This window comes from Haloarcula sp. NS06, assembly GCF_051122755.1.
GTDB lineage: Archaea > Halobacteriota > Halobacteria > Halobacteriales > Haloarculaceae > Haloarcula.
In genome coordinates, this window is sequence record NZ_CP184842.1 from 1 (window position 1) to 18,093 (window position 18,093).

14 protein-coding genes and 4 pseudogenes are annotated in these 18,093 nt (G+C 55.6%); 11 read left to right on the forward strand and 7 right to left on the reverse strand.

Annotated elements, in window-relative coordinates:
• Nucleotides 1-31 precede the first annotated feature (31 nt).
• Together ACODNH_RS00890 and ACODNH_RS00895 are read right to left on the reverse strand one after the other, a co-directional pair.
• Nucleotides 32-448 (reverse strand): transcriptional regulator, encoded by a 417-nt coding sequence (locus ACODNH_RS00890; protein ID WP_434530232.1) that lies wholly within the window; start codon nucleotides 446-448, stop codon nucleotides 32-34.
• 25 nt (nucleotides 449-473) lie between these two features.
• Nucleotides 474-792, reverse strand: a pseudogene (locus ACODNH_RS00895) (toxin-antitoxin system TumE family protein).
• Between the two features lie 830 nt (nucleotides 793-1,622).
• On the opposite strand from ACODNH_RS00895, the pseudogene ACODNH_RS00900 reads away from it, so the two are divergent.
• Nucleotides 1,623-2,888: pseudogene (locus ACODNH_RS00900) on the forward strand (orc1/cdc6 family replication initiation protein).
• A gap of 381 nt (nucleotides 2,889-3,269) precedes the next feature.
• Here ACODNH_RS00900 and ACODNH_RS00905 read toward each other — a convergent pair.
• Complete coding sequence (locus ACODNH_RS00905; protein ID WP_434530108.1) at nucleotides 3,270-4,544, reverse strand: RNA-guided endonuclease TnpB family protein; 1,275 nt, start codon at nucleotides 4,542-4,544, stop codon at nucleotides 3,270-3,272.
• A gap of 225 nt (nucleotides 4,545-4,769) precedes the next feature.
• Here ACODNH_RS00905 and ACODNH_RS00910 point away from each other — a divergent pair, with 225 nt between their 5' ends.
• From ACODNH_RS00910 to ACODNH_RS00925, 4 genes and pseudogenes are all read left to right on the forward strand, one after another.
• Complete coding sequence (locus ACODNH_RS00910; RefSeq protein WP_434530109.1) at nucleotides 4,770-6,005, forward strand: hypothetical protein; 1,236 nt, start codon at nucleotides 4,770-4,772, stop codon at nucleotides 6,003-6,005.
• A gap of 32 nt (nucleotides 6,006-6,037) precedes the next feature.
• Nucleotides 6,038-6,658, forward strand: coding sequence for a hypothetical protein (locus ACODNH_RS00915; protein WP_434530233.1), 621 nt, complete (start codon nucleotides 6,038-6,040; stop codon nucleotides 6,656-6,658).
• Nucleotides 6,659-7,316: 658 nt separating this feature from the next.
• Nucleotides 7,317-7,562 (forward strand): DUF7344 domain-containing protein, encoded by a 246-nt coding sequence (locus tag ACODNH_RS00920; RefSeq protein ID WP_434530110.1) that lies wholly within the window; start codon nucleotides 7,317-7,319, stop codon nucleotides 7,560-7,562.
• 236 nt (nucleotides 7,563-7,798) lie between these two features.
• Nucleotides 7,799-8,757 (forward strand): annotated as a pseudogene (locus ACODNH_RS00925) (DUF955 domain-containing protein).
• Between the two features lie 230 nt (nucleotides 8,758-8,987).
• On the opposite strand, the gene ACODNH_RS00930 reads toward ACODNH_RS00925, so the two are convergent.
• The 3 genes from ACODNH_RS00930 to ACODNH_RS00940 all read right to left on the reverse strand — a co-directional run bounded on the left by ACODNH_RS00930 (nucleotide 8,988) and on the right by ACODNH_RS00940 (nucleotide 11,216).
• Nucleotides 8,988-9,518, reverse strand: a complete 531-nt coding sequence (locus tag ACODNH_RS00930; RefSeq protein WP_434530111.1) for a DUF4188 domain-containing protein — start codon at nucleotides 9,516-9,518, stop codon at nucleotides 8,988-8,990.
• Nucleotides 9,519-9,693: 175 nt separating this feature from the next.
• Entirely contained in the window at nucleotides 9,694-10,062 is a 369-nt protein-coding gene (locus ACODNH_RS00935) for a hypothetical protein (RefSeq protein WP_434530112.1), read from the reverse strand.
• A 170-nt stretch (nucleotides 10,063-10,232) separates the two neighbouring features.
• The gene (locus ACODNH_RS00940) at nucleotides 10,233-11,216 is read right to left on the reverse strand and encodes a formate/nitrite transporter family protein (RefSeq protein WP_434530113.1); all 984 of its coding nucleotides are present in this window, start codon (nucleotides 11,214-11,216) and stop codon (nucleotides 10,233-10,235) included.
• A gap of 431 nt (nucleotides 11,217-11,647) precedes the next feature.
• Here ACODNH_RS00940 and ACODNH_RS00945 point away from each other — a divergent pair, with 431 nt between their 5' ends.
• Nucleotides 11,648-12,319, forward strand: coding sequence for a helix-turn-helix domain-containing protein (locus tag ACODNH_RS00945; protein WP_434530114.1), 672 nt, complete (start codon nucleotides 11,648-11,650; stop codon nucleotides 12,317-12,319).
• Nucleotides 12,320-12,327: 8 nt separating this feature from the next.
• Complete coding sequence (locus ACODNH_RS00950; protein WP_434530115.1) at nucleotides 12,328-12,687, forward strand: HalOD1 output domain-containing protein; 360 nt, start codon at nucleotides 12,328-12,330, stop codon at nucleotides 12,685-12,687.
• A 413-nt stretch (nucleotides 12,688-13,100) separates the two neighbouring features.
• Here ACODNH_RS00950 and ACODNH_RS00955 read toward each other — a convergent pair whose 3' ends face one another.
• Nucleotides 13,101-14,375, reverse strand: coding sequence for an IS4 family transposase (locus ACODNH_RS00955; protein WP_434530116.1), 1,275 nt, complete (start codon nucleotides 14,373-14,375; stop codon nucleotides 13,101-13,103).
• A gap of 729 nt (nucleotides 14,376-15,104) precedes the next feature.
• Between ACODNH_RS00955 and ACODNH_RS00960 the strand changes: the two genes are divergently transcribed.
• From ACODNH_RS00960 to ACODNH_RS00975, 4 genes and pseudogenes are all read left to right on the forward strand, one after another.
• Nucleotides 15,105-15,935, forward strand: coding sequence for a type IV toxin-antitoxin system AbiEi family antitoxin domain-containing protein (locus ACODNH_RS00960; RefSeq protein WP_434530117.1), 831 nt, complete (start codon nucleotides 15,105-15,107; stop codon nucleotides 15,933-15,935).
• A gap of 150 nt (nucleotides 15,936-16,085) precedes the next feature.
• Nucleotides 16,086-16,874, forward strand: a complete 789-nt coding sequence (locus ACODNH_RS00965; RefSeq protein WP_434530118.1) for a hypothetical protein — start codon at nucleotides 16,086-16,088, stop codon at nucleotides 16,872-16,874.
• Between the two features lie 338 nt (nucleotides 16,875-17,212).
• On the forward strand, nucleotides 17,213-17,521 hold the full coding sequence (locus tag ACODNH_RS00970; protein ID WP_434530119.1) for a transposase: 309 nt from the start codon (nucleotides 17,213-17,215) through the stop codon (nucleotides 17,519-17,521).
• A 146-nt stretch (nucleotides 17,522-17,667) separates the two neighbouring features.
• Nucleotides 17,668-18,093: pseudogene (locus ACODNH_RS00975) on the forward strand (transposase); the annotation flags it as partial.

Genomic DNA, 18,093 nt, shown 5'->3' on the forward strand with positions numbered 1-18,093 from the left:
CTGCTGATACTATCAAAACCAGCGGTATGGATCACGCACTGGCTGAGACGTCATCGGTATCAAGGTCCTCAACGAGTGGGTAATCGATATGCATCTCGATACGGTCGAACGGAACAACAGGACGCATTGCCCCGCCAGGGCCACCTTCTTCGAGGTCAAGGATGCCGAGGACCTCCAGATGCTTGAGGTCGGCATGGACATCGGAAACATCGCGATCGACGAGTCGGGCAGCCTCGCGCATGCTCTGGGGGTCATGTTCCGCAATAGTCTGAATTAGATCCAAGCGCAACGGGGTGAGACTCTCGATGAGATCGTCGTAACTGCCGAACTGCAGCGTTACTGCTTCATCAGCGTCATCGAGTGTTCCCTCCTCGGCTGCTTGAACGAAGTCTATCGCGTCGTTTCGGAGCTGTTCACGGTTGCCAACAGTGATGTGGAGCGTGGTCATGGTCAGGTTGGATTTGATTTGGTGGTCAGTAGGGTCGGTTTGGGCCGCCATTGACGGCCTCCCAGTGTTCATCAGCAATCGCCCAGAACTCGACAAGCCGCTCTTCCATCCCGGGAAACTCTATATCGTCGGCGTCACCGACTGCGGTATGATGTTCGTGGCCTTTCGTGTCTTCGTGCGCATTATCGTACCGAACGAGCGTCAAGTCTTCTAGGGTAACCTGAATGGAGCGTGTACTTCCAGCCCGAGGGATAGGTCTCGGTTTCGTCAGTCCGACGAATAACGACGTTCTCGACGAGACCAGCTTCAACGTGTGTATACTGAAAGGTTAACTCGCTGCCCATCTACTAGGTGTTGGTTCTCTTCCCAACGCCGTAAAGGTGTTGGGTAATTAGCCAACACCGTAATTAGCTAAACTGATCTAGATTCTGGCTCGACCATCAGCTCCTCGAGTCGGGTATTTTCACTCAGAGATACGAAGAACTTGGTGCCCAGCGAATCTATGAGGAACTTGAATACTCCAGCAGTGATGTACAGGAGATTGTGAATCGTCTTGTAGGGAAGGGTGCTGTCGAAGAAACCAACGGCTGTATCGAGCGTCTTTCGACAACGATTTGACGATAAGAATACGAGAACCTCTCTTATCGTCAGGTCGGGATGTGGCAGCATCTCTTGACCCGAAGCGTAACAGATCGAGCGGCTTCTTGGAATGGACTGGTTCACTCGAGTGCTCATCGTCCAAAGATGGGTTTCGACTGGAATACGGTAGGAAGCATCGAGAAGAGAAAAGAGGGAGGCCTGCGTTGCCAGTATTGCCAATAATCTCCTTCTTTAAGACCCTCTCTCACTCCACCGTTGCCAGTAATGAAGCGAAAACTCGAGAGGGTAGGCGAGACGGTCCGCGTTTAAGCTAAGTTACTACCATATTCTCTTCTACAGCTAGTTGAATTTCCGCTATTGCGGATATGGTTTTTCACGTATTGTATTAAGAGTATCGGCGGACTAGAGAGGGGATCATTAGCCCCTCCAGTTGTTACGAAGGTTTACTGGCAACAGTGGAGGTGTGTGTTTTATAAGTGAAGGAGATACTGGCATAACTGGTCATCTAGTGGTGGGTTAATGGTGATACTGGAACCCATGGTTTTATAACAATTCTCCCTCAATGCGTCTGCTTATGGGTCGATTCAATCGCGAATCGTTCATCATCCAGGACAAAGATGTTCTCCGGGATGATTACCAGCCGAAGACGCTCGAAGAGCGGGACGAAGAACTCGACGAGTATGCGGCTGCTCTCCGTCCCGTCATTCAGGGCTGGCAACTCGAACAATGTCTTTCTCTATGGCGTTACCGGTGTTGGGAAGACTGCTGCGACTCACGATCTTGCTTGAGGAGCTGCAGAGAGTCTGCAGCGGACTACGACGACGTGGATCTCAACGTCATCGAGCTCAATTGTACCGGCTGTACCACTTCCTACCAAGTGGCGGTCAATCTCGTCAACGAAATACGCTCTCCTACCCACCCTCTCACGACCGTTTCATCTACGCGCGAGCCCATGAGTGAAACTGGGTATCAGCAAAAACGCATCTTCAACGAACTTTACACCGATCTTGAGTCGATTGGTGGGACTATTCTCGTAGTATTAGACGAGATCGATAACATTGGCTCAGACGACGACATTCTGTATGAACTTCCACGAGCACGCTCACAACTAGTATCTTGATGTGAAACTCGGCGTAGTCGGTATCTCTAATGACTTCAAATTCCGAGAGAATCTCTCTCCGAAGGTCAAGGATACTCTTTGTGAGGAGGAGATCCTGTTCCCGCCGTACGACGCGACTGAGTTACAGAATATTCTCCGACAGCGAGCCGATACCGCGCTCTATGATGATGTCCTCGAAACAGATGTCATTCCATTGTGCGCTGCGTTCTCTGCTCAGGACTCAGGATAGCTACCGGTCAGGCACTACGTTTGCTCCGGAAAGCTGCTGATATCGCCGAGAACGAGGCAATGGCTGGCGGCGCAGGCGAAAGATTACCGAAGAGCACGTTCGGGAGGCCGAGCATCAGATTCAGCGCCAGCAGGTCGTCGAAGGGATGCATTCGTTAACTCGACAGGGGCAATATGTATTGCTGACGGTCTGCCAGCTAGCAGCAAGGGGTGAAACCCCCGAACGGACGAAACTAATCTATGAACGGTATCAAGAAGGTGCTCCGTAATCACGGCAGTGAACCATTGAAACGGAGGCGGGTACATGACCATCTGTCGGATTTGAGCCTCCACGGCGTCTTACGAATCGTCGACTCCTCGAGTGGACGCGGGAATTACAATGAATACGAACTCGATGTGTCTCTGTCGTCGGCCCTCGATGCACTCGAAAGTGAGTTGGGAGAGATTGATGATATTCGTGAGACTGCGAAGCAGCATCAGGTTCTGGAGTGAGTTCAGGACCCACATCTCCACTATTGCCAGTACCCTCTCCACTTTTGCCAGTAACCGCCCCACCCCTGGTGCCAGTTTTACCAGTACCCTCTCCGCTATTGCCAGTAATATGGATATAACTGTTGTGTGATTGAATAGACGAACACCCTTGGTGCCAGTTATCCATGACAGGGCGATGTATGCCGTTTTATTGGCAATAGTGGAGTGTCTGACGGAATGTCAAATCCTCATCCTATAGGTGATTTCTTCGCACTGACTTCGATGTATCCACCCAAACGGGAACACTCGAAAGATGGGGTGTGTTCCAATAGGATGGAACAGTGTATACTGAGGTACACCCAGTGAACCGCCTCGGGGTCAAGCCCCGAGGCTTCCCGTGGATTAGTCGGACACTCCCACTCGACCATCAGCCTGATAGCCTCGGGCGGTCGGATGGGTCACGGTCGGGGCGTCCACGGCCCCCGATGCCTGCCGTCGCACCTTCCGCACAACGGGAAGGCTGTTGAGAGCAGGCACATTCCAATCAAGTTTCTTCATGCTTTTCACGGCGATGTTGACGCTTGCACCACGGTCACTGTGGTCTTGATGCCCACAGTCCTTGCACTTGAATCGCTTCTTGTTGCGGTTCGCTCGCTCCGTATGTCCACATACTGGACACCGCTGGCTCGTGTACTCGGGATTAATCCATCCGGTCGGAATGCCCTCGAACGACGCCTTGTATGACGTGTAGTATTGGAGGGCACGGAACGGGAGGTGGTGCAAGCGTCGATTCATCCGCGTGCCGTAGTCGATACTGTCGCGCATCTCTTTGAGGTCTTCAAAGACGATACACGGTTTCTCGAACTGCTGACTCCACTCCACGATGTGACGGCTCACCTTGTGGAGTCGGTCGCGGACGAATCGTTCCTCGCGCCCTTCCAGCACGTCGTGCATACACGACTTCCCCGCGTTCTGCACGCGCTTCCGCATCGTGAAGTAGCAGTGACGCTCGAACTTGATTTCGGGAAAGTCGATAACCAACGAGTCCTCGACGCCATTCTCGGAGAGGGCGGTCAGAGCCACGTTGTCCTCGTTCACGTCCACACCGACGACCGTCCGTGAGTCCTGCTTGTCTCGAACGGTCTGTTCGGTGTTAGTAACGGTGACGTGCAACTCGGCGTTTTCGTTGTGGAACAGGGCTTCCGCTGTCCCAATTTTCCACTCGTCGCTCGTGAGTGCGTTCTTGAGAATGTCGAGGTGAGCGTCGTCGCCCTCAACGACGCCTTTTACGTGCTTGTACGGCTTCGCGCTGATTCGAAACGCCACGTCGCCGTCGTCGGTGAGCGACAGGTTGTACCCCTCCTCGTAGTTCGCACGAAGCGGGTACGTTCCGTCCTTGGTGTGGCTCGGTTGGCCGAAGTCGTCGTATTCGAAGTAGTTCTCTATCGCACCGAGTGCCTTCGCAACGACACGCTGAGTAGTGTTCTTCACGAGGTCAGCGTCGTCGGCTACCCTGTCGGGAATGGCGTCCCAGTCCATGCCTTCTTTGGCGAGTCGGATGGTTTCGTTGTACGCCCACCGCGCTTCAAGTGTGGCGTCGTACAGCAAGCCCTCGTTGTCACTCTGGCTGTCGAGTTGGAAGTCCAGCGTCTTGACGAGAGCCTGTGTGTCGGTCATTCGCTCCAGTACCAGTGTAGTAGTGCGATTATCTTGAATGCCAGCCATCCACAGTGAAAGTGGAACACTCACCTGAGCTTACGGCCTTCACCCTCGGGGTCAAGCCCCGAGGCACTCGGCCTGCTCCGCCTGTAGAATATCTGTAGGAAGGCAGCCGCGGATCTGTCTCATATGCTATTTGGAATCCTCATTTTGTGCCCTCTCAGCGGGTGGAGAGGAATCCTGATGACCGACTCACCCCTCAGTGCGTTCAGTAGCGATAGTACCGACCTCACACCCAACGCCGAAAGCGTTGCTCGCTGTGCAACCATTATGCCCGCACCCGGCCGTCAGGGCGTCGAGTGGAGTGCTCCCGATAGTGACTGGGGTCTTACGACTCGTCGGCCGTACTCGAGTATCCACACGTCTGGTGGTCGAGCACACAAACAACAGACTCGCTGGGTTATCGACGGCGACGTCGGAGCCTATGTTGGGCAGTACGGCACCGACGAAGTACGCTCGATTCCGAACACCTACGGCGAATTCAGCAGTATCGAAACAGACGTAACGTTCGTCGATGGACTCGGGGCTCAATATGGCTCTGGCTTCGATGGCAGCGCAGTCGAGAAAGCACTGCGCGTGCTCACTGGCGGTGGCCGGTACTCTGCCTCGAAGTATTCACTCATTCCCTGTGGGCGACAGCCGTGGGTACTGACCGGGCCCGAAGGGACGCTGCTGTGTAGCTGTGCGCCGGTCGACCGACCTACTGAAGGACGACCCACGACCACGGTGGAGACCGACACCAGCACCGTGGAAATCGAGGAACAGAACCAGACTGTCCTCGACGGCGTCCATCAGTTCATCTGGCTCGTTGAGGACTCGCTAGGCGGCCAGATTACGAGTGTCGAGTACAAGCGGTCCCGCGGCGAGACACAGCACGTCTTCGTCGACGACGAGACCGACGAGCAGTGGGCGATCAGTGCGGAGGACCTCGCACAGCTGGCATCTTTAACGACCGATTCGTCGAGTATCCAGGGCAGCGTCGGGCGGGGCATCCAGCCACCCCGTGGAGATGAGACGATCATCGCCGAGTGGGATGGGCCCGAGCATCCCGTCGGAGATCTAGAGGACGGGGACGTCATCGCTGGCTACGAGTTCCACTGGGAGACACCCGCCGGCGCTCTCGAAGACGTCGCGACGGTGCGGACCTATCGACTCACACAGTCGTACGGGACGTGGAATGTCGAGTATCGTACCGACCGCATCGCGACGGTCGTGCGCCTGAGTAGGGGCGTCGGTTCTTCATTTTGCGTGTGTCGATTTTGTGCTTCCCTGGTGGGTGAGGGAAGTCATAATGAGTACCGATCAGCAGCAGCCAGCCGACGAACAGGAGCCAGCAACCGAGACGCCCGATACACCGGAGGGAAGCACAGATACCGAGGCAGACGACGCGTCTGCGCCCTTCACTGGGACAGCCCCTGACGCAGTTTGACCTTGCGGCCGATGTCACGGTCCTGGAATCCATCTTCGAGGTGGCCGCCAGCCTCGTCGAGCAATGTCGGATAGCTGTCTCGGCGGATGGGCTTGCGATGCGGGCCATCGACGCTGAGTGTGTTTCGTTGCTCGAACTGCGAGTGGATGCAGCGTCGTTCGACAGCTTCGACGTTACAGAGGGCGTCCTCGGCGTAAACGTTCAGCACGTCGCCGACGCGTTGTCAGTCGGTGATGCAGGTGATGTTGGGCGACTCATTCTGGATGCTACTACGAGCGAACTCGAAATCGACGTTGATGGAATCACTCGGACGACCGAACTCGTTCCGGCCGCGTCTATCAGAACGCCGCCGAGTCTCCCCGAGATAGAGTCGCCGGCGACGTGCCATATCTCGCGGTCGGATCTCTCGTTTGCGCTATCTGCCGCTAGTGCACTTTCGGAGCGAGTCGAAATTGACATCGATGCTGATGATGGGGAACTGCGATTCTGTGCCGACGACGATATCGATAGCATGGCGTACCGCCGTAAATCCCAGGAACTGGTCGCGTTCGAGCCTGCTGACGCACTGGCACGGTTCGAGACGAGCCGGCTTCGTACCATTGACCGTGCCCTCCCGGTGAGGCTCCTCGTAAACTGGAGGTAGGCCAGCACAATCCCGTGCGTCTCAGCGTGCCATTCCCCGACGCTGAAGGCGTCTGTCAGTTCATGATCGCACCAAAGCTGCCGACCTGACGGCGTTCTTGATCGAAAAGCTCCGGACATAGTGGTGTGTCTCTAACCAACATTTGGGTAAGAAATTCGCAGACTGTTGGTTAGTCAGGTTTCTGCCCCTCTGGCGGAGTGAGGGGGAGACCTCTCGTGACACCATGGACGAGACCATTCCAGATTACGAGCAATTCGAGCGCCGCCAGCTAGTGCACCGACCGCGACACAGGACCGAATCCACTGTGTATCGACGAGTCGCTCGCACACGATCTTGTCGAAAACCTCCGTGCCGAGGGAGTTGTTGAGGTCGTCCCAGTGGAGCAACTACTCGCTCACTCGCCGTCGGGAGAAGTTTTCGAGTCGAATCAAGCGCTCGCGTACTTCCACGCGGGCTGGGAGGCTGCAAGCGAGTAGCCTCATTGCATTTCTCTCCAGAAGACATGCCGACTCAGTATGTTAGCTAAACGAAATGTTTATATTTGTTGCGATTAATCATAACAGCCTGATGGGTGAGAGTGTCTCATGGGGTGTGCTGGGAGCATCGAATATGGACAAAGTCCTCGATATATTTGCCAAGCGCCAGCGGCGCTTGATTCTTGTTCGCCCTCCAAGAGGGGACGAAGAAGCACGAGTCTGATTTCGTGTTTCGCGGTGCAAACAGCGCGGATGATCCGCAACTCCAGCTCATCCATACCCATCTCCCAAAGCTGGCTGAGGCGGGCTATATCGAGTGGCACCGCGAGACCGGCGAGGTCTCGAAAGGACCTCGGTACGATGAAATCGAGCCACTCCTCGATCTAATCGAAAATCACGCAGACGAACTCCCGCCTAACTGGCCCTGACCCGTTTTCAAGATGAACCGTGCAGCGGTTGGGTCCTGTCCTACAGAGGCTTCTGATTCTTCATGGAACAGCGCGACTTAGATAGTCCCTCAATTAGTGGGCGTCCACACTGAGCGGCCGCCTTTCATCAACAGCGCCGCAGTCTCTCCCCGCTTCAACAGCACTACAGCGTGGATTTTCTGCCCCCCATAGGAGGTGCGGGGGCGCACCCGAGCAGTGCGTCCCGATACAGACTCATGGCAACGATGCAAACTGACCTTTCCGACGCAGAGACGTCTAGTCAGCAAACCACGCACTCCTTCGACGATTCAGACACCCGGGCCGACGACATGCGTGGCCAACTCGATGCGTGGGTCGAGGACCTCGCCGAGCTGACCGATGAGGCACAGACAAGCGAGCAGTTCCAGCAGTGGCTCGAAGTCCAGAGCAAGTTCGACCATTACTCGGCCCGGAACACGCTACTCATCCAGTTACAGTGTCCTAATGCAACCAAGGTCGCCGGCTACAATACCTGGCAAACGGAGTTCGACCGGCATGTCCAGCAGGGCGAGGACGCAATCTGGATCTGGGCACCCATCATTACCAACAAATGTCCCCAGTGTGGGAACTCGCCGTCGTATCACACAAACACAGAGTGTGAGTACGACGAGACAGAGCCCGACGAGTGGTCCCGAGGACTGGTCGGGTTCCGGCCGACCAGCGTGTTCGATATCTCTCAGACCGAGGGGGAGCCGTTGCCTGAGCTCGAAACCGAAGCGTATGGTGATGCAGACGACCTCGTCGAGGACCTGTTGGCTGTGACCGACGCCATTGGTGTAGATGCAACTATCGTCGCTCCCGACGAGTGGGAGCACGGATCGCACGCGGGGTGTGTGAACGGCGGAGTCCGACGACGACGAATCCGGTCGTGGAGGTGATTGACCGCGAGAATAGGGCTGACCTTGCGAGTACGCTCATTCACGAGTTCGCCCATGCAACCATGCACTTCGAGCGCGAGCCTGGTGAGGAGAAATCCCGCTTGGAGGTTGAGGCTGAAGCAGTGGCCTACATCGTCAGTCGACACTTTGGCTTGGATCCGGACAACTCGGCGTTCTACCTAGCCGCGTGGGATGAAGATGCGCCGGCGACGGTTCGAGACCGGTTAGATCGGATTTCGAGTACGGCGGCTGATCTTATCGACACTATTGAGGATTAGGCTACAGGAACTATCTCTCGCTGGTCGCTGCAAATATCTATCGTTGCGACTTTTCTGGTGCCACACCTTGTTTCGAATGAAAGCGCACCTCCACTGTTCCGTGTTTTTCCAGCGGAAGCAGTGGTGTGTTTCTACGGAGGGCGTTAGCTGTTTGTGAAAGTGTCAGACAGAACTCTACACGGCATTGATTCCAGCTTATGAAGTGTGAATTGGATGCTCAGTAGACCTGCTTATTGACCACTGCGACGGTGACTCTCCTCTGTCGTTTCGGTCGCGTCCGGAGGCGTTTCCGTTTTCGAGAGGCCGAGTCGTCGGTGGTGTTCTTCCATCGGTACGAGGGTGCCGTGTTCGCCGAGGCCGGTTGGCGGCACGTTGCGGTAGAATGTCTCGAAACTGCCGTCTTTGACGACGTAGAGTTCGGCCCAGAACCCGAGCTCGCCGTTATTTCCGATCTCCTCATTGTACCACTTCCATGCCGGGATATGAGGCCCATCCGGATCGCGTGCGAACCGTCTGATGTCTTCGAGCGACCGCCAGTACTGAATCGCTGCACCACTCCGTAGTCCCATGTACGCTGGCAGGTAGCCGAGGAATCCGCTATCCGGGTCGGCCTCTAATCGCTTGAACATCCGTCCGGCTTCGAGGCCAGCGTGGAGATATTTCGGTAACGCCCGAAGCTTATTGAGTCGCATCCCGTTGATGTAGATAACGCACTCACCGTCAATCTCCGCTGCCATCCGCTCCGGAATAATCGCGTCCATTTGATTCTATACGCTGCTTCCAGATATCCAGTTGCCGGTGATGGGTGATTCCCGTCCGGTACAGCTGGCTCCTGTAGTGAGTAAATCGAGGGAATGAAGAGCGGGCATGGGAACCATTCTATGATACCCCCAGTACTGAATCCTACTTGTGCCAAGGGAGAGTACCACTTCGTTCTTACAGGCACTCTTGACAGCCGTTGATAAACGATCTAAGCTTTGATCCAACACTCGGTTCAACGCTCAATAAAATACTGTGGCAGTTTTCGTGAGGAAATTGAAAGACGAACGCTTTCTCGTGATAGTGGACAAGCGATCGCCTATCACCGATCGGCAAGCTGTCTGTACTCTGTTCGGTTGGTTCGGGAACGGCTCTGAATGAATCTACGATTGCATGGTACTCTTCGGCAGTATATTCGCCTTTGAGGTCATCCCGGAGATAGATCACTTCACAGTCAGCCTCGTATACGATGGCGATGGTCCGTAGCGCCTCACCCACATTGCTGTAGGCGTATTCCTCTAATCGAGCAGTCGTCTCCTGAGGCATAGGCGTCATCGTGTGAGAGCCTACTTAGACCTGGGGGCTGGGATAGAGAAATCCGGCTCTGTTGAAATTTCCAACAGGTGACAAGTTCTAGCCCGGCTGTGGTCAATACAGAGGGCATATTCAGCACCACCCCACAAAATGGGGAGTTGCAGGTTGTCTACAGTACAACGTCACCTAGTTGTGTCGGATTCCTCTTCGGGTTCACTACCGTTTTCCGGTAACTGGATGCCCGGTCTCGGCGTTTCGAACGGGCGACCGCCTTTCAAACTGAACAGCATCTCCCGGCTCGACAGAACCCGAATCTCCGGATACCGGCGTTTCACGGCTTGCGCGTAGCTCGCGAGCGCGACCAATACGACGCCACCAGTCGTGTTGCCAAGCAAGATCGGAAGCCAGAACTCATAAATCAGGGTGAGTACCCCCGGACTCGGCGTCTTGAGAAACACGACGAAGAGTGCTTCAGCGCCCGAACTCACGACGTGGTACAGGCCGAGGACGGGAATCGTGTAGAAGACGAGATAGGTGATTACGACACGCGAGATCGTGTCTCGCGCAGCCGTATGGAGCCACACCACGCCAGCAACAAGCCACCCCGCGAACAGGGCCTTGAAGAACAGGTCCCACCAGCCCAGTTCGAGGCCGTGCTGGAGGAATTCGGCTCCGACCTCCATCTCTGCCGGCGTAAGTACGTGCGTGTTTGCGAGGATGAACGCGCCGAACGCGGCACCGATGACATTCGCCAGCAGGACAACGCTCCACATGCGTAACAGCAAGGGGAGACTGGCCAACCGGGTCAGCACCAGCTTGACCGGTGGGAGAGTGGTCTCGGTGTACAGTTCGTACCGTCCGAGAATGATGTACATGAACCCGATCGGATACAGCACTGCGGCGAGGAATCTATTGTTTGGGAACGTCGCGGTCCCGACCGTGTAGCCGATGAACGTCAAGACGATCGCGAAGCCAGCGGTGAAGCCGCTGAAAAACAGTTCCGAGAGCGTGCTGGCGATTTCCTCGTCGGCGGACGCGAGCAGCCTTTGATGGATTTCATTCCATGAGAAGCGATCACCGAGTGCCCAGCCCGCTGCCGGGACGCCGGAAGCAGCCCGGTCCTGGGACCGGACAACTGGTGGCGAGTCCTCGGATTCGTCGCTCATGAATACCCTCGTAGACAGCAACTGCTGTGGTTCGACTATATTCGGAGTCGGGCCCGCTCGTTGGACGTGAATAATCCGGGAGCCCGGACCAAGATGAAATGGTGGTACCATAATGTCTCTCCCCGAATATGGGTGATAATGTGTAGCATTATAAATTTATCAGCGGCAAGCGGGGGACGGCTTCCGGCGTTCGGACGTATAGCGTTCCGTTATCTCGCGCATGTGGCACTGTTGAAGCCCTCAGATAGTAACAATTTGGCGAGGCCATGCTGCAGACACAGCGCGTATCGGTCAATAACCAACGAGCGTCATTCGACAAGTAGAATTGGTCACTATGGCAGCATATTCTTCAGACTGTCTCATCTCCTGTTTCATTGATACAGGGAACGAAAGAGATTTCTCCCCAAGATGAATAGTATCCACCTTCACCAGTGCCGGGGAGTTTCATTGCCGATGTCGTGCTAACCCATCCCGATTTACCCCTCGGGCCGACACTCAAAGCAATCCCGACCGCATCGATCACGGAGGAGTCAATTCGCCCAGCGACAACCGCAGACGTGCCGGCCGTCCTCTATCGGGTAAGAGACGTCGACTTCCGGACCTTCGAATCAGCACTCGAGCACGACGACACGGTTAGTGAGTGGACCCAAACGATGGACTTCGGCGACACGCGGTTGTACCGTGTCCAGCACAGTCCGACGACGACATTCGTCACCCCGACGCTCTCCGACCTCAGGATCCACGTCATCAGTATCGAAAGTGCCGGCCGCGACTGGCACTTTCGGTTGGAGACGGCTGAGCGAGACCACCTCAGTTCATTTTGGGACCATTGTCGCGCCGAGGACATTCAGTTCGAACTGGAGACGCTCCGAAGTTCCGGGACCCAGCAGATAGAAGAGAGCGTCGCCATCAAAGCAGCACTGACCGAGCGTCAACTGGAGGTCGCCCGGGTCGCGGCCCAGCTAGGCTACTACGACAAAGGTGGTGTCAGTGCGGAGGACGTTGCCGCCGAACTCGGAATTGCTCCATCGACGTTATCGACCCATCTGCGCCGAATTAACGCAAAGATCCTCGCGACGCTGTTTGACGACGCATCCGGATGAGATCCGCGATGCGGCCTGATTTCGCGCACCCGTTAAAACGGGTGGATTATTCGACGAAACAACTGAGGGGATCAAGAAGAACCGATGTAATGATGGAAACGGAGAACCAAGTGCAGTCGTCCATCACAGTAGACGATGCCGAGAACCCGAGCGCTATGGTCATCGACCTGATCGCCGACTTGGAAAGCGTTGATCCCGTTGAGTTGTCCCCGCCGCTGTATTCTGTGATTGACCCCGACGCGTTGGATGCCTTGTTTCGCTTCCCGAAGAATGACGCACCACAAACATCAGGATACGTGCACTTCGAGTATCACGACTACGAGATTCGGATCCAAAGCGACGGCGAGATCGTGCTCCTAAATCGCTAAGGATTCTCCATCACGCGATGCCGAACCGGGTGTCACACAGTTGGAGGGGTTAGTGAAGCTGGATACAAACGTATCGCCCAATTCAGCCAGAGATCACTAAATCAGGCACTTACTGTCCTGAACTCATCCTCTGTATTTCGCACGCCACTTCTGACAATGGTCGGTGATGTTTCGGTGGCTGTGCTGCATACACAGCGCGAAACGACGTCACTCAGTTTCGAAGTGTGGGAATTGGCAGATACAGAGCGTGAACTGTTCGCATCGGTGGTTACTTCTTACTAATGGGGTAACCTATCTCTTGGTATGGCTGCCACATACTCAATACTGTCACTACTGATCATCTTCGCGCTGTCGTTGTTGATTGTGCGTATCGGCTCGATTGCGCTGGAAATGACGGGCCCATCTGTCTTTAGCTAAGCCTCTCCCCTCGGTTGTGTAGCAGTAACGAGCGTTTCTTGCACCACTGGCCGTTGCTTGTGAATCTTCTGAGCGTCTTCGATTAACCGTTCTAACAACGGTGGCGGTGAGAAGCCGAGATACTCACCGAGTTCGTGAAGGATGAGCTGGGCGTGCGACCGGAAGGTCGCCGCCCAGCGTTCCGGCGGAAACACGATCTCATCGTCGGCCTGCTCGGTGACCAGATCCAATAACTCGCGGCTCACCAACAGCGACAGCAACGCTGCGTACAGCAGAATTTCGACAACATCCGGGTTGCTCGTGTCGAATTCATCCAGTTCGTACTGCGTCTTCAACTCACGAAACAGCAACTCAACTTCCCACCGACACCGATAGATTGTCGCAAGATCCGCCGGGAAGAACTCTTCTCTCGACAGATTCGTGATGTAGAGATGGTAGTCGTCGGCGTCCTCATCGCGGACGCCGACGACGCGGAACGTCTTCGTATCCAGTGACCGCGTTCCGTCGTACGGCCCTCGCTTGAACTCGGCTTCGACCTCAACATCGATGTACGTGCGGTCGAGATCTTCCACGACGTCATGGATCTGCTTGCCCTCCAAGGGAATGGCGCGGCCGCGCCATTCCCGTAATTCCTCGGTAATTACTGGGTTCGCGCTCTCTTTCAACCGACTTACGAAGTATCCGCCGTTCTCATCGATTAACGCGAAGCGGCGGTACTTGAAATACGCTAAGTCGAACAGCACAAGCCGTCCATCGAGCCACGAACCCGTCTTGAATAACGTGCTGTCGTGCGTTTTCTCGTCCGTCACGTCGAGTTGTTCGATTGTCTGCTCGGTGGCATTGTGGAGCAGGTGGAGCTTCGCTCCAGCCTGCTCCTCTTTCCGAGCTTCGTACTCATCGGCAAGGAACTCGTGTAACCGTAGCACGGTTCCATCCGCGATCATCACGTCCCTGAAACGGTCGATATCAGCGTCAACAGCGTCGGGAGCAGCGACCTCGTCGAGGCCACGCTCGACGAGGTCGCGGAGGTACGCCGCGAGTGCTGGCGTCAATCGCTGATAGAAACCGCCGGGAGATATCGTCTCATCAGCTGTGGAGTTGTAGCTGCGTCTGAAGCTAGCAAGTGTTCGGCATTCGCCTGCGGCGAAGCCGAACACGAACGCCCAGACGAGAACAGGTATCTGAAGCTTGCTCTCTCGCTCGACCACGCCGAGTTCCTCGGCGTGGTCTTCGAGAAACTCAGATGGAAAGAGCGTAGTGAGCCGACGCATAATCCGAGATGAGGAGCCGTTGTCGTGCACAGACTCGGCTTCCTCATTCCTCTCGGAAAGAAGCCGTGATAGACTACTACTGTATGGCGGTTCTTCGTTTAGCTAAAGACGAATGCGAATGAATCCTTGGTAGCGGGTGTGATAAGCTCAAAAAAGTAGGTGTCAGCTTTCTGGTCGCCAGCTGGTGGTTGAACATCAATTCGAGTCGTCGGGTTCTCTGTTTCGCTGTCAGGGAGAGACAACGATAGCGAGACTTCAGTTTCAAACGGAGAGCTTGGTTGATACTGGTGCGTACTGAAGCTCCCGTCAAAATGGAATCGTACCTTGTCACCGGTTTCAATATCGCGAGCCACGGCAGCAGGGTCAGTTGAATTCGACATTTTGCTTGTGTAATGGTTCGCTGTGCGTAATTAAATCATCCTCTGTAGAAGCGCCGTGAAGACGAGATCCTTGCTCGAACGAATAGAATGACGTTCCGACTGAAGCCCCATCGGCCTACAGGTCATCTCAGTCCGGCTTCTGTCCGTTGAGCCAGACACCAAAGTAAGACGCGCCAGTCGTCTCCGGGGATGGGGATCTCGCTTATGGGGAGACGAAACAAGTTATCGACGTCGAGCAGTACTGACTGACTCAGATTCTTCTTCTGCGAAAGCCTTCTATCCAGCCAAATTGCGGATGAGCAATGTTGAAGCCCCGCTCGTTTTCATAGTCTATGTCTAAAGTGCAGGGATGAACGACTCACAAGACACGCAAAATATACGACAGGGACTGTCCACCCGTGAGAGCCGACTTCTCTCACGACTCGCTGGCGCGGGCAACCAGATCATCTCCGTCGACGACATCGAGACGACCCTAGAGGTCGCCCCGAACACCGCCCGAGAGATCGCCTCCCGGCTCACTGAGAAAGGATGGCTGGACCGACTGTTCCCCGGTCGATACCTCATCATCCCGCTCGCGGCCGGTGAAGAGGGTCTGTATACGACGCACGAGTATCTCATCGCCTCGCACGTTGCCGAGCCCATGTACGTCGGCTACTACACCGCCCTTGACCACCACGGGCTGACCGAACAAGTGCCCCGGACGGTGTACGTCGTCACCCCCTCCCGGGCACAGAGTCGGGAGATCCACGGCGTCCCCTATCGCGTCGTGACGGTCACCGAGCGCAAATTCTTCGGGTACGAGCCGACGGTCATCGAGGGTACCGCCGTGGACGTCGCAGACATAGAGAAGACGCTCGTTGACTGTGCCGACCATCCCGAGTTTGGTGGTGGCATCCGCGAACTCGCACAGGCGATGGTCGCCGCGGACGATCGGGACTGTTCGTGGACGACGGTCGGTGAGTATCTCCAGCGACTCGACAACGGCGCTGCGACCAAGCGAATCGTCTACCTGGCAGACGAACTGGATATCGACCTCCCGACGCGTGAGACGCTCTTCGAGTCATTCACGAGTGGGTACTCGCTGCTCGACCCAACGCGAAACGAACAGGGACGCTACGACAGTGAGTATCGTCTCCGAATCAACGTCGACTGGGAGAGACTCGATTCGATGGAATCCTGATGCCAGGTCGGTCCGAAAGGTAGCGTGAATTAAGATGCTCCCCAAGTACAGCGAATCAAGTAGATGGGTCACGTCTATTATCATCATCCGGGCAACAATCAGTTCTCTCTTGATTTTGTCCACGAGACTCCATCGGAGATCGTTGCTAGAATGGTCGAGTACGACGATGACGTGGCGGTGAAGGTTCGCAAGTACGATCTTGACAGCGAGTTCTTCGGTATCTATACGTCTCGCGTCGGTGGTGGGGACGTCGGGGATCTCGAATTCGATCTTGGCGAGGCACTCTCAGAGATGGGTGCTGATAACGGTACCATCGTTGCTCGGCTCCTCGAGATCTATCAAGCACTCATAGCCCAGAACGAGGAAGAAGAAGGAGTTCCCGTTGAAGCGTACAAGAACATCGACATCGATGCACTCCCAGACGCGCTCAACCGGGTGTCGTGGGAGGGCAACGCGACTGATGTTGCAGGCCGTCTCGCCTCAAATCTCATTCTCAAACACGCGCTTCCGAATGCGAACCATCGGACTGCTGTTGCCCTGATTCAGTTCTACCTCCGTCGGATTGCTCCGGATTTCTCGATGCCAGAGACCTCCGTGGAAATCGACTCAGAGACATACGACTGGCGGGAGTGGGTAAACGAGTATATTAACGAGTCAAAGCGTCTCTTGACGGTTCGTCGGAAGAATGTGCTCCTCAAGCATCTCTCTGAGTTCGGAGCGACAACGCTTGAGCGGAAACACGAGGTCCAGATCGACCTGACGGCATACGAGCTGGATATGTATCCCGCAGAAGCGAAGACAGTCTACGCAACAGCGCACGAGGAGCTCTGGGTCGGATTCGTCGAAGAGGCGGTTGAGCGCACCGACAACCCCGAGCTGATGGAAACCCCCGGACTATCTAAAGCGGAGTTCGCAGAGAAAATCCGGAATCTCGAGTAAGCAGCGTACGTTAGTCCTGGAGCGTCGCGACCGTGCGGCCGGTTTCTTCGGCCTCTTCGCTCCGCGACATCCCGTATGTTGCGAGAGCTTCTTCAACAGCGTCGTCCAGACTCATTGGTCAAACAAATCTTGGCTCTGCCGAGGTATAAAGTCTCGCACGATTTGCGTATCTGCCTAGGTACGCTCGGTTTTACATAGCGGTAACAGCACGGAAGCACACCGCTTTATCCCTGGGAGGAAGCGCGTAAGCTCTATGAGCTAACCCACTAGCTATGGCAAGGCCGACTCCCCAACGCTGACATAGAATATATAAACAAAGGGTACGCATGTGAAGGTCGATGGAGGTCAAACGCACCGTTCCGGTCAAACTCAACGTACCCAAAGAGCGGCGTGACGACCTCCATCAGACCATCCAGCAGTTCAACACCGCCGCCAACTACACTATCGATCACGGCAGAGACGACGATGGCGACCTGATTCTCAACAAATCAACCATCCACGACGAAGTATACCACGACCTGCGGGACGAAACCGACCTGCCCGCCAACCTCGTGGTACGGGCCTACTCGAAAGCCGTCGAAGCGATGAAAAGCACCGTCGCGGAGTGGGGAGAAAGGCAACAACCGCCCGCTTCCCTCGTTCAATGAACCCTCTGCCGTTTACGACAAACGCACTCTGACAATCAAAGACGAGTACGCCACACTCTCGACGGTAAAACGGGCGTGTCGAGGCCGACTTCGTACTCGGTGAGTACCAGCGGTCGTACCTCGAAGACGACGACTACGAGAAACGGATGGGGACGCTCCACTACCGTCCTGACGAGGATGCGTTCTATCTCCACATCGTCATCCAGAAAGAAGTAGACAAGCGCGACGGCGACCGCGTGCTCGGTGTGGATTTGAACCTGAAGAACGTCGCCGTGACCAGCACAGGACGGTTCTTCGACGGTGGCGAACTACTGTGGGGGCAGAACCACTATTTCCGCGTGCGACGAAGCCTTCAGGACAAAGGCACCCGTTCCGCTCGGCAGGCGTTGCAGCGACTGTCGGGACGGGAAAACCGCTTCGTCCTGAATCGCCTGCACAACATATCGCGCGGAATCGTGGAAGAAGCCCTGCGGCGCGATTGCTCGTACATCGCCGTCGAAGACCTGACCCACATCCGCGAGCGGATGGACACCCACGACAACCAATTGAAGCGACAGATGCACAACTGGGCG

What these genes read in the sequence shown, in the direction of transcription:
- ACODNH_RS00890 (WP_434530232.1), bottom strand. Translation starts at nt 448, where the DNA reads ATGACCACGCTCCACATCACTGTTGGCAACCGTGAACAGCTCCGAAAC.
- ACODNH_RS00905 (WP_434530108.1), bottom strand. Translation starts at nt 4,544, where the DNA reads ATGACCGACACACAGGCTCTCGTCAAGACGCTGGACTTCCAACTCGAC.
- ACODNH_RS00910 (WP_434530109.1), top strand. Translation starts at nt 4,770, where the DNA reads ATGACCGACTCACCCCTCAGTGCGTTCAGTAGCGATAGTACCGACCTC.
- ACODNH_RS00930 (WP_434530111.1), bottom strand. Translation starts at nt 9,518, where the DNA reads ATGGACGCGATTATTCCGGAGCGGATGGCAGCGGAGATTGACGGTGAG.
- ACODNH_RS00935 (WP_434530112.1), bottom strand. Translation starts at nt 10,062, where the DNA reads ATGCCTCAGGAGACGACTGCTCGATTAGAGGAATACGCCTACAGCAAT.
- ACODNH_RS00940 (WP_434530113.1), bottom strand. Translation starts at nt 11,216, where the DNA reads ATGAGCGACGAATCCGAGGACTCGCCACCAGTTGTCCGGTCCCAGGAC.
- ACODNH_RS00950 (WP_434530115.1), top strand. Translation starts at nt 12,328, where the DNA reads ATGCGGCCTGATTTCGCGCACCCGTTAAAACGGGTGGATTATTCGACG.
- ACODNH_RS00955 (WP_434530116.1), bottom strand. Translation starts at nt 14,375, where the DNA reads ATGCGTCGGCTCACTACGCTCTTTCCATCTGAGTTTCTCGAAGACCAC.
- ACODNH_RS00960 (WP_434530117.1), top strand. Translation starts at nt 15,105, where the DNA reads ATGAACGACTCACAAGACACGCAAAATATACGACAGGGACTGTCCACC.
- ACODNH_RS00965 (WP_434530118.1), top strand. Translation starts at nt 16,086, where the DNA reads ATGGTCGAGTACGACGATGACGTGGCGGTGAAGGTTCGCAAGTACGAT.
- ACODNH_RS00970 (WP_434530119.1), top strand. Translation starts at nt 17,213, where the DNA reads ATGGAGGTCAAACGCACCGTTCCGGTCAAACTCAACGTACCCAAAGAG.